The sequence below is a fragment of the Microcoleus sp. genome (genome assembly GCF_049646505.1).
Lineage (GTDB): Bacteria > Cyanobacteriota > Cyanobacteriia > Cyanobacteriales > Microcoleaceae > Microcoleus.
This window is the reverse complement of record NZ_JBARVX010000388.1, coordinates 1-17,047: the sequence shown is the minus strand read 5'-3', so window position 1 is coordinate 17,047 and position 17,047 is coordinate 1. Positions and strand designations below refer to the sequence as shown.

The 17,047-nt window shown below is 42.7% G+C and carries 17 protein-coding genes; 11 read left to right on the top strand and 6 right to left on the bottom strand.

Annotated features, from left to right (window positions below; genetic code table 11):
- On the top strand, nucleotides 1-836 hold an 836-nt coding region (locus tag WBA89_RS19440), incomplete at its 5' end, for a cation diffusion facilitator family transporter (protein WP_424408840.1).
- On the opposite strand, the gene WBA89_RS19435 is transcribed toward WBA89_RS19440, so the two are convergent.
- Together WBA89_RS19435 and WBA89_RS19430 are read right to left on the bottom strand one after the other, a co-directional pair.
- Complete coding sequence (locus WBA89_RS19435; protein WP_424408839.1) at nucleotides 833-1,012, bottom strand: hypothetical protein; 180 nt, start codon at nucleotides 1,010-1,012, stop codon at nucleotides 833-835. The genes WBA89_RS19440 and WBA89_RS19435 overlap by 4 nt on opposite strands.
- A gap of 29 nt (nucleotides 1,013-1,041) precedes the next feature.
- A complete protein-coding gene (locus tag WBA89_RS19430; protein ID WP_424408838.1) occupies nucleotides 1,042-2,439 on the bottom strand; it encodes a TIGR03985 family CRISPR-associated protein in 1,398 nt (465 codons plus the stop codon).
- 116 nt (nucleotides 2,440-2,555) lie between these two features.
- On the opposite strand from WBA89_RS19430, the gene WBA89_RS19425 reads away from it, so the two are divergent.
- The 9 genes from WBA89_RS19425 to WBA89_RS19385 all read left to right on the top strand — a co-directional run bounded on the left by WBA89_RS19425 (nucleotide 2,556) and on the right by WBA89_RS19385 (nucleotide 13,295).
- Nucleotides 2,556-3,854 carry a Card1-like endonuclease domain-containing protein gene (locus WBA89_RS19425; protein ID WP_424408837.1) on the top strand — a complete coding sequence of 433 codons (1,299 nt, stop codon included), beginning with the start codon at nucleotides 2,556-2,558 and terminating at the stop codon, nucleotides 3,852-3,854.
- The gene (locus WBA89_RS19420; RefSeq protein WP_424408836.1) at nucleotides 3,851-5,518 is read left to right on the top strand and encodes a Cas10/Cmr2 second palm domain-containing protein; all 1,668 of its coding nucleotides are present in this window, start codon (nucleotides 3,851-3,853) and stop codon (nucleotides 5,516-5,518) included. Before WBA89_RS19425 ends, WBA89_RS19420 begins: the two co-directional genes overlap by 4 nt.
- Entirely contained in the window at nucleotides 5,481-6,149 is a 669-nt protein-coding gene (locus WBA89_RS19415) for an RAMP superfamily CRISPR-associated protein (protein ID WP_424408835.1), read from the top strand. Before WBA89_RS19420 ends, WBA89_RS19415 begins: the two co-directional genes overlap by 38 nt.
- Complete coding sequence (locus WBA89_RS19410) at nucleotides 6,146-7,705, top strand: CRISPR-associated protein Csx10 (protein WP_424408834.1); 1,560 nt, start codon at nucleotides 6,146-6,148, stop codon at nucleotides 7,703-7,705. The genes WBA89_RS19415 and WBA89_RS19410 overlap by 4 nt, the downstream gene beginning before the upstream one ends.
- A complete protein-coding gene (locus WBA89_RS19405; RefSeq protein ID WP_424408833.1) occupies nucleotides 7,702-9,255 on the top strand; it encodes an RAMP superfamily CRISPR-associated protein in 1,554 nt (517 codons plus the stop codon). The genes WBA89_RS19410 and WBA89_RS19405 overlap by 4 nt, the downstream gene beginning before the upstream one ends.
- A 2-nt stretch (nucleotides 9,256-9,257) precedes the next feature.
- Nucleotides 9,258-9,827, top strand: a complete 570-nt coding sequence (gene csx19 / locus WBA89_RS19400) for a type III-D CRISPR-associated protein Csx19 (RefSeq protein ID WP_424408832.1) — start codon at nucleotides 9,258-9,260, stop codon at nucleotides 9,825-9,827.
- 11 nt (nucleotides 9,828-9,838) lie between these two features.
- Entirely contained in the window at nucleotides 9,839-12,196 is a 2,358-nt protein-coding gene (locus tag WBA89_RS19395) for a TIGR03986 family type III CRISPR-associated RAMP protein (protein WP_424408831.1), read from the top strand.
- Nucleotides 12,197-12,312: 116 nt separating this feature from the next.
- On the top strand, nucleotides 12,313-12,699 hold the full coding sequence (locus WBA89_RS19390) for a helix-turn-helix domain-containing protein (protein WP_193974375.1): 387 nt from the start codon (nucleotides 12,313-12,315) through the stop codon (nucleotides 12,697-12,699).
- Nucleotides 12,700-12,752: 53 nt separating this feature from the next.
- Nucleotides 12,753-13,295, top strand: coding sequence for a hypothetical protein (locus tag WBA89_RS19385; RefSeq protein ID WP_424408830.1), 543 nt, complete (start codon nucleotides 12,753-12,755; stop codon nucleotides 13,293-13,295).
- 80 nt (nucleotides 13,296-13,375) lie between these two features.
- Here WBA89_RS19385 and WBA89_RS19380 read toward each other — a convergent pair whose 3' ends face one another.
- Both WBA89_RS19380 and WBA89_RS19375 read right to left on the bottom strand, forming a co-directional pair.
- The gene (locus tag WBA89_RS19380; RefSeq protein WP_424408829.1) at nucleotides 13,376-13,516 is read right to left on the bottom strand and encodes a hypothetical protein; all 141 of its coding nucleotides are present in this window, start codon (nucleotides 13,514-13,516) and stop codon (nucleotides 13,376-13,378) included.
- The gene (locus WBA89_RS19375; RefSeq protein WP_424408828.1) at nucleotides 13,506-13,739 is read right to left on the bottom strand and encodes a hypothetical protein; all 234 of its coding nucleotides are present in this window, start codon (nucleotides 13,737-13,739) and stop codon (nucleotides 13,506-13,508) included. The genes WBA89_RS19380 and WBA89_RS19375 overlap by 11 nt, the downstream gene beginning before the upstream one ends.
- Nucleotides 13,740-13,902: 163 nt before the next feature.
- Here WBA89_RS19375 and WBA89_RS19370 point away from each other — a divergent pair, with 163 nt between their 5' ends.
- Nucleotides 13,903-14,130 (top strand): hypothetical protein, encoded by a 228-nt coding sequence (locus tag WBA89_RS19370; RefSeq protein WP_424408827.1) that lies wholly within the window; start codon nucleotides 13,903-13,905, stop codon nucleotides 14,128-14,130.
- A gap of 132 nt (nucleotides 14,131-14,262) precedes the next feature.
- Here the strand turns inward: WBA89_RS19370 and guaA are convergent, their stop codons facing one another.
- Both guaA and cbiD read right to left on the bottom strand, forming a co-directional pair.
- The gene (gene guaA, locus WBA89_RS19365) at nucleotides 14,263-15,876 is read right to left on the bottom strand and encodes a glutamine-hydrolyzing GMP synthase (RefSeq protein ID WP_424408826.1); all 1,614 of its coding nucleotides are present in this window, start codon (nucleotides 15,874-15,876) and stop codon (nucleotides 14,263-14,265) included.
- A gap of 335 nt (nucleotides 15,877-16,211) precedes the next feature.
- Nucleotides 16,212-17,047: cobalt-precorrin-5B (C(1))-methyltransferase CbiD (cbiD, locus tag WBA89_RS19360; protein ID WP_424408825.1), on the bottom strand; the 836-nt coding region annotated here is incomplete at its 5' end.

The window sequence follows — 17,047 nt, the reverse complement described above, 5'->3', positions numbered from 1 at the left end:
ATGCTTTGCACAGCGTCACGGACAGCGCTAATAATATTTTAGGATTGGTAACTAATCATTATGCCAACCCGCAGCCCGATCGCGATCATCCCTACGGACACCAAAAATTTGATGCTCTCGGAGCTCTGGGAGTTGGTACTTTTCTGTTAATTGCCTGTTTTGAAATTCTCAGCAGTGCTGTCGAAAAGTTGCTACATGGCGGTAAAGCTGTCACCATATCCCCCCATGAATTGTGGATTTTGCTGCTGGTACTGGGAATTAATATTTTTGTGGCTTTTTACGAGCGCAGGGTGGGAAAACGCCTGGGAAGCGCGATTTTGGTGGCTGACGCTCAGCACACGATGAGCGATGTTTGGGTGACAATTATGGTAATTTCTGGGTTGATTGGTGTTTGGCAAGGTCAGGTTTGGAATATACCTCAATTGCAATCCCTAGACGTATTTTTGTCTTTTCCTGTGGCTGTTTTGGTATTTAGCAGCGGTTGGAAAGTTTTAAAGGAAAATCTGCCTTGGTTGGTGGATGAAATGGCGATCGCCCCGGAAGTTATTCAGGCGATCGCAATGGATGTACCCGGAGTTGTCAACTGTCACTCGATCGCCTCTCGCGGTGCGATCGGGCGTCAAGTGTTTGTGGAAATGCACATGATTGTCAGCGCTACAGATGTAGAAACTGCTCACCGGATTACAGAAGAAGTAGAAGCCCGTTTGGAAGAACGTTTCAGCCCTGTACGCATCTTAATTCACGTCGAGCCTCCGGCTTACGAGTCCGATCGAATTAGCTACGAGGCTCAAGAGAATGAAGCAGGGAAGAGGATGCAGGAAGGAGGAAATATCTAGGCTGTACCGGCAGCAAACAGCAGACTCTGGGATTGAGTAAGAAAGCCTTTTTGGGCGATCGGCATTCCTAGATTTTTTGAAATCTTATCAATCGGATTCAAGCGAGCACACTTGATTTTGTGGCGCTTTTCCACAGGAAAAGGGGGGTTTTCCACAGGAAAAGGCAAGTTTTCCACAATAAATTTGATAATTATCGATCGAAAGACTATTGGTACAAGTTGGCAGTTTTTTGGATTTCTACGGCTATTTTCTGCCGTAAGTCCCAAGGTAGCAAAATTTCAACTTGTGAACCCAAAGCTCGCAACCACCTCAGCGGGTGGTAGTCTGTCACTCGGTAAGTGACTTGATAGTAAGCATCGTCGGTTGGGCGAGACTGGAGGATTTCTAAAAGTGCCGATCGCTCTTCTGGATTGGGAGTGTATTGTGTAATTAATCTGGCGGCGCGATCGATATCTATGGCGGTACAGGTATGGTGAATGCTGATTCCTTGCAGGTAGGATTGAGCAAAAGTGCGATCGAACCGCAGTACCATCAGCGCGGTTTCTTTATAAAAATCGCAGCCCCAAGCTTCCTTTAACATATCGTTAACTGTTTTGGGAGTTGGCAGGTTATTTTCCCGATATTTTTCCTTGAGCAATTGGGGGACGCGGGTATCTTGCCAATCTAGCGGTTCTATGCGTTTAGAAATAATGCGATCGAGCCGATATTTGTACCAATTGATATCACCTTTGGGAGTGCTGCCGTAGCCGCACAAATATTTAGCTCGTTCCATAAAGTAAATGCAAACAGGATAAACAACGCACTCCTTAATCAGATTTTGATGAGCGCTGCGATAAGTTAGCAGCAAAGGAGCGATATTTTGCGACTCCCAAATTTCCTGCAATTCGCTCTGAAATTGATCGACAGCATCTTCTAGGCTGCTAGATTCGGGCACGAGATAATCAACGTACAAAAAGACGCGGTGATTATCTTCATCTCCTGCTGCTGAAACTTGTTCTGCCAACAAAGGCAAACTCGGATCGAGAAAACTAAACATATCCAGATAAATCTGGGCTTTATAACTCAAATTGCTCTCTGTATTGGAGTTGTCCAAACGAGCTAATATTGACGGAGTTGTTTGTAGTCGGCGATAATTCTTACTTCTGCCAGCATCAGAGACTCGTTGCAACCAATTCCGACTCACCAGCAAATCAAAATCATTTTGCAGAGATTTGCGAACTTGAGCAAATAACTTTTCTGCCAAGAGTTCGTCTAAATCGCGATCAGCAATTGCGATCTGTTTTTGTAAAGATTGCCGCCACTCGTTTACAGGTACATCCCATTTAATCAACCATTGTTTCGTTGTTTTGTTGCCAGCAAAATTCGGGTCTGCATAGTTAAGAATATCTTCCTGCTTTTCATCTTTGTAATTCTCGCCGAAGAAAGCTTGGCGCCAATCAGCATAGGTAAAAGAGTTCGTCAGCGCGTTATATCCTTCGTCGCTGTACAGCCAACTTAACAAAACCCATAACCTGATGGCGCGGGTGAGATTTTGCATTTGGTCAAGGGAACCGTTGGCTAATTGTTGTAAAATTTTGGGGTTGGGGCAGAAGGTTGGGTTCATGGTGGGTTGAGGGATTGATGTTGTGTTTTTCTAGCGTAAGGGCGATCGGAAGGGGGTGCTTCCGATAGTATGCGACAATTGGCGTACAAGTTCAGCAAGACGGAGAGACAAGCTTTATGAGTACATCTGAGTTCGACAAGTACAAAGTTGACCACCTGTTTTTGCTGATTGGCGAGAACCCTTTGCCGAATTATGTGGCGGCGAGACTTTTGTTAAACCAGGGAGGTACGCCCTACCTTGTGTACACGACTGGTACAGAGAAGCCAGCCAAGCATCTGCAAACAATATTGAGTAACGAACCAATTGGTTTAAAGACAGCTCAACTTGTGCCACTCAACGATGGCGAAGCCGATGCCTATCAGATTCAAAAGGCAATTCGCTCTAAGCTAGAAACTATCAATGATGGAAAAATTGGATTGAATTATACGGGCGGTACGAAGGCAATGTCAGTACACGCTTACAGAGCAGTTTTTAGCAAAGAGCCTGATACTGTATTTAGTTATCTTGACCCCCGTAGATTGGAGATGTGTATAGACAGGGAAAATGGCGATCGCATCCGCATCAAAGTGAAACCAGAGATGTTGGAAATTAAACTTGCCAAAGTTTTCGAAATACACGGATGGAGGTGGCAAGAGAAATCAGATCCTATTGACAAGCCAGAATTACCTGACGCTGCAAAAGCCTTTGCTGAGTTTCATAAGAATGGTGATTTAGGGCAGTTATGGCGTGATTGGTGTAATGAAGTTTTGCGGAAAGCAGCAAAAGATGAAAAAGATAAAAATAAATGGAAAAAGGAAACTAAGCTAACAGAGATTTCTACTTTGAGCCTTGAGAAGCTGAAGTCTAAGGAAAATATCATGAGTACCTTGAGTCATTTAGGAGTTGCGGGTGAGGATTTATCACTTCATGCTATCAAGGACAAAGGAATCAAAAGCTTAGAATCTGCCTGTAAATGGTTAGACGGCGAATGGTTAGAGCATTATGTTTTACAGCAAGTGCAAGAAATTCCTGAAGACTTATCTATTTACGATAGCGCTACTTCATTTTGGATTCGGAATCCAATCGATCCTAAAAATACTAAATTTCAGTTTGATGTTGCCTTCATACGAGGATATCAGCTCTTTGCGATCTCTTGTACAACTATCGCTCGTAAATCTGATTGCAAATCTAAGCTATTTGAAGCTTATATCAGAGCGCGACAACTGGGTGGGGATGAAGCACGAGTGGCTCTAGTATGTTGTGCTAGCGAGAAAGATGTTAACGCCCTTGAAACAGAAATTGTAAATGTTTTTAATCCGGCTCCAGAAAGTGGGAAAAGAAACCACAAAATAGCTGTGTTTGGACGTGATGACCTAATGGATTTAGCGAGCAGAATTGCAGAATGGATTAAGCAAAATGATAAGGATGCAAGATGAAAAAGTTTACTGTCACTGTGCTAGACACAACAGGAATTCAACCCTATATTTTTGGTAGTAACCGCCTGCGCGAAAATATTGGCGCATCTTACCTAGTTTCTCAGGCAACAGATGACTGGGCGAGAAATGCTTTAAATACATTGAAAGCAAAGATAAACCAAGAAATTTACGCATTCGATCCTGAACAAAATCAACCAGAGGCAAAACCGCGCATCGAAGATGATGGACTAGCTGCTGAATTAGTTTATGCAGGTGGCGGTAATACAATTTTGCTGTTTTCAGACAGGCAATACGCCGTGCAATTTACTCAAATTTTGAGCAAGCGAATCTTAGAAGAAGCACCAGGAATTAATCTTGTAGCTGTTCATCAAGAATTTGATTGGGATAGTCAATCTCTATATCATGTCGTTCAGAATTTGATGAAAAATGACTTGGATTCCAAAAAGCGCAGCCGGATACCCTCTGCACCATTGCTGGGTTTGGGTGTGACTGCAACTTGTCGAACGACTCAGTTAATTGCTGTAAAGATGAGCGATCCATTTGAGAATGACGAACCCTATCTTATTTCAACAGAGATTGATGCAAAACTCAAAGTTGTTTCTAAAGCTAACGATAAGCTGCAAAAAATGTTTGCCTCTGCTTTGGGTTCCTATGAATTCCCTCTAAGAACCGATAAAATGGGTCGATCAGAAGGAGATTCTAGCTATGTTGCTGTAGTTCATGCTGATGGCAATGGTCTGGGTAAACGCTTTCAAAATTTTGGCAAGGATAAATGCAATCGGGACTATATTATCGCCATGCGTAAACTTTCTCACAGCGTTAATCAGGCTGGTATTAATGCACTAATAAAAGTAATAAAAATACTGGTTAAATCGATTGAAGTAGATACAGATGGAAAGAGAAAGGTAAAGGGCAAATTTGAAATAAAAAATAATTATTTACCCTTCCGTCCTCTAGTCTATGGTGGTGATGATGTCACTTTCGTTTGTGATGGACGCTTAGGTTTAGAGCTGGCTGCGATGTATCTTGAAGCACTCGAAAACGAGCCAATTGCAGATGGTAAGATTAAAGCTTGTGCAGGAATTTGTGTTGTCAAAACTCACTATCCCTTTGCACGAGCTTATCAACTAAGCGAAGACTTGTGCAGAAAAGCTAAGAGCTTTGTTAAAGATGAGAAGAAACTTGGCAAAGAAGATTTCTCAGCTTTAGATTGGCATTTAGCAGCCAGCGGTTTAAGCGGGTCAATTTCGGAAATTCGCGATCGCGAATACAAAGTACCCGCAGGTAGTTTATCAATGCGACCTATCAGTTTAAAAAAAGAAATCGATAGAGATTGGCGTACTTGGCAAGCTTTCACGAAAGTAGTCAAACACTTAAATGAAGATGAAGATTGGAAAGGCCGTCATAATAAGGTGATTGCCTTAAGAGATGTACTGCGTCAAGGAATTGAGGCAACTCAGAAGTTTCTCAAAAACTACAGAATAAAAGATGAGCAACTACCAACTTTCCCAGAATCTAGTGGTGGTAGTGAGAATTTAGCTAAAGATGGTTGGCTAGATAGAGTTTGTGGTTACTTTGATGCCATTGAAGCGATGGAATTTTATATCTCATTGAGGGAAGAATCAGATGCCGATTTACCGACTGAAAATAAAACTGCTGAGTGATACAACTTTTGGACGGGGAGATGGAGTCGCAGGTTTAATTGACCAAGAAGTCGAACAGGATCCTTTTGGTTTTCCGTACTTGCGGGGACGTACTCTTAAGGGATTGCTGAGTGAAGAAGGCGATAACTTAATTGCAATGTTGACTAATCATAAACAAGATTGGGAAAGGGTTGCTTGCAATTTATTCGGTACTTTGGGGAGTACCATCGGCACAATGGGTGCAGTTCATGTAGGCGATGCTTCTTTGCCAGATGACTTGCGTAAAGCTGTTGCTTTTCAAATTGATGATGAAACTTTGACAAAAACAGAGGTACTTGATTCGCTAACAACTATCCGTCGTCAAACTTCTATAAACCCACAATCTGGTACGCCAGATGAGGGGAGTTTGCGTTCATTTCGTGTTGTTCTGCGCGACCTTTGTTTCACGGCTGATTTGATTTTTGAGAACATTCCAAGTGATGAAATGCTCTCGCTTTTAGCAGTTGGTTCGCTAGCACTTCGGCGCTTAGGGAGTGGCAGAAATCGAGGTCGAGGTCACGTTCAATGTACTTTACAAGATGCAGATGGTAATAACATTACGCATCGCTACGTCAACTATTTTGGAGAAGAAATTAAGGAGAAAGTTGCATGAAAACAATTACTTTAACATTGAAAAGTCAGCAGCCAATTCTTGCTACTTCATTTCAAGGCGATCCCAACAGCGATGTATCGTACTCTTACATTCCTGGCAGCATGATTCGCGGTGCAATTGTTGGGCGTTACATGAGACAGCATCACTTGTCAGAACTTGATTTAACCAATGAAAAAGTGAAGAGATTGTTCTTCGATGCCAATACTACCCGCTACTTAAATGCTTATTTTTTGAGTTACGAAAAGCAACCGCAACGCACTCTTCCTCTACCTTTATGTTGGTTCAAGGATAAGGGTGAAGAACTTACTGATGATTCGTCTATCACTGTATATGATTTCAGTATTGATAGAGGAGACGATCCAGAAACTCCTAAATCTGTGGGTGAATACTTCTGGACTAAGGAACGGGGAGTTGTCAAATTATACAATGAAAAACGGCGGATTAATATTCATAATTTTCGCGATCGCCAAAAAGGACGTTCTACAGACAATCAAGGTGAAATTTTCCGCTACGATGCCCTAGATGCAGGACAAAAGTTTCAATCCGTCATTCTCTGCGAAGATGAAGATGTAATCACAATTCAGATGTTATTAGTCACCGAACCAAACATCTGGTTAGGGGGTTCTCAAAGTGCTGGATACGGACATACCAAGATTATCGACTTAAAAATTCTCGATAACTGGAATGAAATTGGAATCCCAGCAGAAGATCGTGAAAATGGTGAAAGTTTAAGCATTACACTTTTAAGTGATACACTTTTAAGGAATGAATGCGGTCAGCCTGTAGCCGACCCAATGTTAATTAAACAAGCTGTCGAGGAAGTGTTAAATATCTCATTACCTGAACCTAGCAATATTTTCGCTGGTAGCACTTTAATTGGTGGCTTTAACCGTAAATGGGGATTGCCTTTACCGCAAGTACCAGCATTTACAGCAGGAACTGCGATCGTTTTCAAAGGTGTTGAGATTAATGAATCACAAATTCAACAACTTGAAGCTCAGGGAATTGGAGAGAAAAGAGAAGACGGTTTTGGACGAATTGCTGTCAATTGGTTACAAGATGAAAAGTTTACAGTCAGTTTAGCTAAGCCATCTAGTAGCTCTACTTCATTGAAAAAAGAAGGGTCGCGTTTTTTAGCTGAACAGATGGCACAAAGATTGTTAGAACAAAAGCTAGAACAATATCTTCAAAAAGAGGTTGAACCTTTAAGCTTGCAAGAAGGCATCAGTAACAGCCAACTGTCACGACTACAGTCTGTTGCACGACAAGGACTTTCCAATGGCGATTTTAGTTTAGTTATCTCACTACTAAATAATTTACCATCGAAGGCCAAGAATCAATTTGAACGCACAAAAATTGGCGATAAATCATTCAGACAACAGCTAGATGAGTGGTTGAGCAACCCAACTGATTGGATTAATGGAATAGAAGTAAGAATTGCTGATATTGAGCGCAAGTTTGATGACGATCGCGCCAGAGAAGATAAGCTAGCTGAAAAGTACACGCTGCGGCTGATTATGGCGGTAGCGAAGAAGGCAACTAAGGAGAAAAAATGATGACTCAAGAACGTCTAAAGCGCTGTCACCGCCCGATCGCCAAACGCATCATTGTACGGGGTACGTTAATCTTAGATACGCCGACTTGCTTGGGAAGCGGTGACGCAGAGAGTCCAACGGATATCGCATTGCTGAGAGATAGCGTGAGCGACTGTGCGCTTTTAACTGGTGCATCGATTGCAGGTGCTTTGCGAAACTACTTGCGGGAGTACCAACACGGATATGGTGTAGAGGAACAAAAGGGCGATCGGGCTACTACGCTATTTGGTGGTACTCGTCGCGATCCTGATGGCGAACAAAGTCCATTAATTATCAATGATGCTATCAGCAGCACTATCCCCACTGTGGAATTAAGAGATGGCGTAGAAATTGAACCCATAACTGGTACAGCTAAACCAGGCCATAAATATGACTTGGAACTGTTAGCGGCAGGAACAGAATTTCCGCTCTACTTTGAACTGCTTCTTGAAAAAACCAAAAATCAGACAGAACAGCAAGCGTTAATTAACCATTTAGCATTGGCTTTACGAGGTTTAGAGCAGCATGAAATCGGGATTGGCATGAAAAAGCGGCGCGGTTTTGGTCGCTGTCATGTCAAAGAGTGGCAGGTTTGGAACTTTAACCTCGAAGATCCAGGCGATCGCACAGCTTGGTTATTATTCGATCGCGAATGTATCAAAACACCCGTTATTACAGCCAAAATTGCCGATGCTTTAAGCGTGGTATTAAATGACAGAGAAGATAAGCGCGATCGCTTCCTCCTCCACGCCAAATTCAAATTAGTTGGTTCTCTCCTAATTCGTTCTGGTCAAAATTCAACTGGACGCGCACCTGATGTTGTACACTTGAAATCTCATCGACCTAACGAATCTAATCCCAACGAATCTGAGTCACAATCAGTATTATCCGGCACAAGTTTAGCAGGAGTATTGCGCCATCGAGCCGAACGAATTGTCAATACTTTGCATGAAATCAATCCACAGATTACTCAGGAAATAGTTAATGAAATCTTTGGCTTTGTTTCAGACAACAAAGCATCAAAACAGTCAAAAGCTAATGAAGTTAAGAAGAAAAAACCAGAGGCTAAGGCAAGCCGTTTAGTTGTTCACGAGAAAGTTATTAAAGATGCAACCGACTTAGTACAAAATCGGATTGCGATCGACCGTTTTACAGGAGGTGCATATCACGGCGCATTATTTGACGAACAACCTATATTTGGAGGTGATGAAACTCGTGTCTGTATTGAGTTAGAGTTGCGTAACCCGAATGAATATGAAATTGGATTGCTGTTACTATTGCTGAAAGATTTGTGGACGAGTGATTTACCTGTGGGGGGGGAAAGCAGTATTGGACGGGGACGTTTGAAAGGAATCAAAGCAGATTTAATCCGACCTCATCCCCAAAATCCCAAACAATGGCAAATTACAGAAAGTAAGGGAAATTTGCAAATTGAGGATATATCGGATTCAAGCAAGTCAGAAACTTTGGTTAAATATGAATTAGAACAATTTGTCAAGGCTTTGTTGAAAGAATTAGGTAAGGAGGTGTGAATATGAGTGAAGATAGACAGGCGCAAATAATCAATTTTCTAGATGATGATGAATTACGCAGTTGGTTAGAATCTCAAGCACCATCTGTATCCGAACAGACATCTTACCTATTGGCTCATGCTGAAGATGGGATAATTTGGGGAAGGTTTGATAGTAAAAAATTAACAACTGCTGAAAAGATATTTCACAAGCGCGATCAAGTTGATTTACCTGAATTGCGGTTACTCACACTGCAACAATGTAGGATATTTGGTCGAGATGGCGAAATTCTACTGTGGCGGATTAGCGAGACAAAGTTTAAATGGCGTTTCATTGGGAATCCAAATGAAGATAAAATTCCAGAAAGTCAGATTCTTTGGGGAACAAATGGTATCAAGCGAGATAATTTTACGCTACTTTGGGATGGCTCTCAGGGACTCAAACACGTTGTACCATTTACTGATATTGAGTTAAATGGCGATCGCTTAGTTAAACCAGTACGTTTGCTCGTACATCACTACATCAAATATGAAGAAGAAACGGGCTTAGCTCGAATCTATCGCAGCCGTCTTGTCGATCTAACTACTAAATAGGAGATTAAGTCATGAATCCAAAACATATCAAACAAATCACAGACTCTGAGCGGGTAGCTAAAGCACCTTACAATTTTGTAGAATTACCTGAAAAAGTAGTTGAAGCTGAACTACCTTTACCAGAGGGCGATCGCTATCATTTAGAGCGCCACACAGGCAGGATTAAATGCACTCTAACGACTGAATCTCCTCTGTATATTCGCTGTGGAATAACTCCCTCTGATTTTATTAAATATTCAGAGCTACCAGAAAAATACTCAAAGCTACCAAAAAATGCGACTGATCAACAGAAAAAACAGTGGGAAGATGAGAAAAAACAATGGGAAACTGAAAGAAAAACAGTTTTAGCTCCATTTTTTACATATCGAAGCGACGATCTTCTTCCTGTTCTTCCGGGTAGCAGCTTACGGGGAATGTTACGAACTCTGGTTGAGATTATCAGTTTTAGTAAAATTGATAGAGTATCTGACGAGCATCGACTATTTTTTCGTGCAGTAGCGGCAAATAAAAATAAAGAATCTTGGGGAGAAGAATATAAGAAATATGTTGAACCCGAAAAAATTCAAGCTGGGTATCTAAAAAAAGACCCTCAAGGCTGCTGGTACATCCAACCTGCCATCAAAGACAAAGGTGTAACTTTTGCTTGGGTTCAAGAGGATGAGCTTACTGAAATAACAGGATTTAAGAAATTTGATGCTCGTGGCTATGAGCCGCAGTATTTTAAGGTTAGTTATCAATCTTTAGAGAAAAGAGAAGAAAAGAGGAATGGTAAAGTTATTGCTGAACGGTGGTTTGCACAGAATGTTAAATCACAAGAAACCGAGCCAAGCAGTCAAGTTGTTACCAGTGGAAATATGAAACAAAAAGAAGATTCATCTTCTCCACGCTGCAATCACTGCGTAGTTTTCGCTGAGGATGAAAATGCCGATCCATCATGTCGATTACGAATAGATGATACAGCGATCAAACATTATCGGAATGCTCTGACTGATTTTCAGAAAAAATCTCCCTTTGATAAAGATTGGGGATTATTGAAATTAGAAGCAGAAAAAGATCGTCCTGTGTTCTACTCCGATCCTGGAGATGATAAAATAGTAAGATTTTTTGGTCAAAGTCCTAACTTCCGTATTCCCTATTCTCCTGAAGGAAATGGACACGCAACAACTGTAGCAGACTTCATTCCTAAAAATTTGAAACAGTTGGGAACTATAGACTTAGCGGATGCGATTTTTGGTTGGATCAAACAAGAATCTAAAGAAGAGAAATTACCTAAAAGTTTTGATAAACAAAGAGCAGGCCGGGTATTTGTTACGGATGCTTTATACCAAACCTGTCAAAATGGTATCTGGTATGAAAATGAACCATTAACGCCTCAAATTTTATCTGGGCCTAAGCCAAGCTATTTTCCGCATTATCTGGTTCAAACAAGTGCAGATAAATCACAACTCAAACATTATGCAAGTCAACCTGTTGCAGAAACTGTGATTCGTGGACACAAACTTTACTGGCATAAAGGGAGTGACCGAAATTTTAAGCTTCCAGCGCCCAAAAAAGTCATTGGTTCCACAAAAAAAGTTGAATGTTCTGATACTCAAACAACTCTGATTAAACCAATTAACAAAGGAGTTAGCTTTAAATTCAACATTCACTTTGAAAATCTTAGTCAAGTTGAACTGGGTGCTTTGTTATCGGTGCTAAGTCTCAGCAGTGACAAGTCACAAACACTTGAAACAGGGAAAGAAGGCGAAAAATATTGCTTCTCCCTTGGTATGGGTAAACCACTGGGGATGGGTGCGGTAAAAATTGACTATGAATTGCATTTGAGCGATCGCACTTCTCGCTACAGCAATCTATTTGATGGTACTAACTGGAAAACTGGCGAAGAAAACCAATCTGAAACGCTTAAAAAAGAACAGAAATCGGTGGAGGCATTTGAGAAATATATACTTGATTGGATTTGTTGTCAGGATTATCCAAAAGATAGCAAGAGAGAACAACTACAACATTTAAACCAATTACCACGAATTGAGATGTTGTTGGCAATGTTACGATGCGATCATCGCACTCCAGATGCAAAACAGACTCGATATATGACGATTGAGCCTGACAATGAGTACAAAGATCGTCCAGTGTTACCAACTCCTCTAGATGTGATGGGAATACCGGATAACCGCAGATGCGATCGCACTTCAAATCCTTCAAATTCTAACCTGTCAAAGCCAATAATTCAAAAATCATCCCCAGCAGCATTAAATCATAAAATGCAATCCAACTCAGCTAAGCCAAAACCAAAACAGAAAACAGATCGAGATGAAGATGGAGGTAATATTAATCCATTGGCAAGACCCGCAAAACAGCCAAAACGTTGAGCCGATCGCCCTTCCACTACCCCATCCCACCAAACGCGATCGCCGTTAGGTCAGATGAATCCCAAGCAGCCCGGAATAAACTACAAGTGTTAGTATAATTTAAGCGAGGGAAAAAAATGACAAAAATTGATGGCAAAGTCAGCGATTTATTGACGACAATTCTAGCCGAACCAGAGGCAATGGTAGATGCCAATACTCCTGAAACTCTCAATCCGACTACGGCAGAGGAATTACAACAAAAATTGGAATATTTTCTCATTTTAGATAGTTTGGGAGAACTTCTTCATAAAATTCGCAGCGATCGCGGATTGACTGTTAGAGAAATGGCGCGTGAAGTGCAAAAAAGTCCTGGGCGGATATCTCAAATTGAGGGAACACGCGATCGCATAGAATTGAAAACTCTGGCGCAATATGCAAATGAGTTAGGCTATGATGTCCAAATTGCTCTCGTTCCGCGAAACGATCGCGAACCAGCTCTTTTTGCTCCCATTCCACTTTCGTAAAAAACACTAAAATCATCTCCATAAAATACGCCACCTAAATTGAGGAGGTTATTATGCCCTCCAGCGCTTACAAAACCGTCAGTTCAGTCCTCAAAGAATTTCAAGTTACCTACACGGAATCTAATTTTATAGTAGAAACAGAGTTTCATGTCTCTGATTATTTTCGAGAAGATTTGGAATTTACTATGCGAGAAGGAGTGGTTGACAATTCTGAATTTGCAGTTTGCGAAAATTTGATTTATCCAGTGATCAAAGAAGTTTGGAAGCGCTATTACAGCAGATTTGTTTTGTGGAGCCATCAATCTCTCACCTGCGATCGATATCTTTCTGGATTTCCTGAATATATTTTAGCTAAACGTTCTTCATTAGGAAAAGTTGTTTTTGAACAACCTTACTTTCTATTAGTTCAAGCCAAACAAGATAACTTTGAAAATGGATGGGCGCAGTGTTTGGCTGAAATGATTGCCGCACAGCGACTAAATGAAAATTCAGAGCAAGAAATATTTGGAATTGTATCTAATGGGGAAGTATGGCAGTTGGGCAAACTCAAATCCAATGTTTTTACTCGCAATCAAATGTTTTATACTATTCAATAATTAGATCAACTTTTTGCTGCGATCGATTACGTGTTTCAACAGTGCGAATTGCTGCTGGATGCTGAAACGAGCGATCGCAATTAAACAGTGCGATCGCACCCCATCCACGTTCGATCGATAAATCTAACTTTTATTGGCATTAACTTTAGATTAACCGATCGGTTAAGGGGCGATCGCACGCAGCAAAAAAATGCGATCGCCCCCAAACTATCACTCGGCAAAATAGCGAATCAAAATCCGAATTACTTCACCGCCCACAGGTGAGGGTATCGGCGGACTCCACTCCCAAACTTCTGCAACACCTTTAACGTGCAACTGGTGAACCATGCTGTCTACGCCTTTGGGAAGGCCGCAGACCAGCAAGCGGACGGGTTGCTTGCTAACAGGGACATCGGGAATCTTTTCTCGCAGCAGTTCCGGGACTGACTTGGAAGTTGATATCATAAGAGTATCCTCCTGAATTTGGGAGTCCAAACCCCTGCCGTGTCTAGATTGGAGTCAGAAGCGGTGGGGGTTTGGTTTTTGTTGTCTGAGGCTACTCTAACACTTGTGCATCAATTTGCATCATTGTTAATCAATCTTAATCGTTATTGTTCTGGCTGATGTAATGCGATACACTGAACGCATGACTAAACCTGACAGAACAACAGTAGACATAAAAGGATTGCGCGAAAGAATTACGGCTGTTTCGGCTTTGCCAGAGTTAGCCGATCGCGCCCTGTCGTCGGTGTTGCGAATCTTAGTTACCAAAGGGCTGGAATCTTATGAAGAAAAGTTAGCCCAAAGTACACAGCAGCAAATTTCACCGCGAACAGAGGAATCAAGCAATGATTAATTCCCCTTCTTTCTTTATTAGTTAGATTTGGATTTTTAACCGCAGATATCAGCCGATGAACACAGATGAACGCCGATGGAATTTTATCTGCGTTTATCTGCGTTTATCTGCGGTTAAAAAACATTTTGCCTATCACTCCCACTCGATCGTACCAGGCGGCTTAGAAGTAATATCGTAAACCACCCGGTTCACCCCCTTAACCTCATTCACAATCCGGTTCGAGATCAGTTCCAACAAATCGTAAGGAACCCGCGCCCAATCAGCCGTCATCCCGTCTTCACTTGTGATAAATCGCAGAACGATCGGGTAAGCATAGGTGCGCTGATCGCCCATCACCCCTACACTGCGAATGGGAAGCAAAACTGCAAAAGCTTGCCAAAGTTCGTTGTACAATCCGTGCCGGTTAATTTCTTGGCGCACAATCAAATCAGCATCCCGCAAAATATTTAGTCTTTCTGCGGTAACTTCTCCCGTAATCCGAATCGCCAATCCCGGGCCGGGGAAAGGTTGTCGGTTGACGATTTCTTCTGGAAGCCCGATCGAGCGGCCGACTTTTCGCACCTCATCCTTGAACAACTTTCGCAGCGGTTCGATCAGCTTAAAGCACAAATCTTTAGGCAACCCGCCCACGTTGTGGTGACTTTTAATTTTCACAGCAACTCGTTCGCCGCTTTTCGGGTCTACATTCGTGTCAGCCGACTCAATCACATCCGGGTAAAGAGTACCTTGGGCCAGGTAATCAAAAGGGCCCAAACGCTTCGATTCTTCTTCAAATACACTGATAAATTCGTGACCGATCCGCTTGCGTTTTACTTCAGGATCGGTAACACCTTCAAGCTTAGCCAAAAAGCGACTCCGAGCTTGAACGTACTGCACCGGAATGTGGAATTGCTCTTGAAATAATTTCACCAACCGTTCCGGTTCCTGCTTCCGCATAAACCCTTGGTCGATAAACATACAAGTAAGTTGGTCGCCGATCGCCTTGTGCAGCAAGAAAGCCAAAGTCGAAGAATCAACCCCCCCGGATAGAGCCAGCAAAACTCGTTGGTCTCCCACCCTGGCACGAATTTCGCGAATAGTTTCCTCAACAAAAGTAGCTGTCGTCCAAGTCGGTTCGCACTCGCAAATATGGTAAACAAAATTGCGAATCAAAGCTTGTCCGCCGATCGAGTGAACCACTTCTGGGTGAAACTGAACGCCGTACAAATTTTTCTCGTGGTGAGCAACAGCAGCAGACGGAGTATTTTCCGTATGAGCGAGGATCTCAAAACCAGACGGCAACTCGCTGCAGGAGTCTCCGTGGCTCATCCACATCGTGCTGCCTTCTTCGACATTTGTCAGCAAATCCGTAGGATCGTCAATAAATAGCGATGCCTTGCCGTATTCCGCCAACTTAGCCCGCTCAACAGTCCCGCCGAGCTGCTTTACCATCAACTGCATCCCGTAGCAAACACCCAGCACTGGGATTCCCAAATTCCAAATTTCCGGATCGCATTGGGGAGCTCTTTCATCGTATACAGAACTCGGCCCTCCTGACAGAATAATTCCTTTAGGTGCGATCGCTTTTAACTGTTCTGCGGTAGTGCGGTAAGAAATAACTTCTGAATATACTTGAGTTTCGCGAATGCGGCGAGCAATCAGTTCGGAATATTGCGAACCGAAGTCGAGAATCACGATCGTCTGGCGATCGATATGCCCCAGAGAAGAGTTTGTGAGGTCTGATGCAGTTTCTATTTGAGTAGTCACGGTTATTTCGTAGTTGCTAATTGCTAATTGGGCAGAAAGTAGCGGAGGTATTTGTCGCCGCTTGAGTCCAAGACTGAGCGAGGCAATCAAGCATTAGTCGCTAGGAATAAATCTTATTTATACTAGATTGCTGCGAGCGATATTAGTCGATTAATCCAGTCGAGGGCAAGCATAGATTTACTTCGATTCTTACCCTAATTAATTGAACTGTTACGTCAAAATTTGCGTCCCGGAGCAACCCAGTATAATTAAGGTCTAGGGACAGAGAATTATTACTTTTTAAATATTATCCCTGAGCCATCTTTTAAAAAGAATTAGGGGATATTCACACTACATTAACAAATTTGCGTCAAAAATGTATCTCCTATGTCACTTTTAACAATAATTTTGCGATCGCGCCCAAACATCACCGATCCCACGGGAAGGCGTTGGCTAGTGTGAGTAAAAATGCAATCCGCCGATCGCAAGTCTATTTCTCGGCTAATCTCGCCGTAAATTCGATCGACCCAATTGCTACCAGTTGCCGCATCCAAAGCCCGCAGTTGACCGAGAGCCTCTTCGGCCGTCGCTGCTGCAAAAATCGCAGAACAGGCATCGGCGGGCATTCCAGCTTTAGCACAGTAAGCTGTGAGAATTTCCCTGCGCCCGTCGGCGAGGTGGTGGTGAGTGTGAAAAATCCCCGCCGCCAATTTCATCAGTTTACCGTGATAGCCAAACAGCAAAATCGATCGCACGCCTTGAAATCCAGCCTCTACCAGCAGCGGGCCCAGCCAGTTAGCAGTTTTCACCAGCCGCTGCGGATCGATCCCCAGTTGCCGCGCCAAATTGGAGCCATTTTCGCCGATGCAGAAAACTAAAGTGTCAAACTGTTCGGCTTTTTGTTGCAGTTGTTCGCGATAAACTTCCAACTGTCCGGGGGCGCTCAGCGGTTGAGAAATGCCCGTTGTACCCAGCAGCGAAAGTCCTTCTACAACACCGAAAGCTGCGTTAGAAGTGCGGGCGGCAAGTTTGCGCCCTGAAGGCAAAATCAGGGTGACAGTAATTTTTTCTCCCCGTGCGAGTTCTCTGCTCAGATTCGATCGCAGCAGCCGCATAGCGTAATCATAGATTGCCGCTCCTCCACCTGCTTTGTGATGTCCAATTCCCTCACCCCCAACAATCACAATCTGCT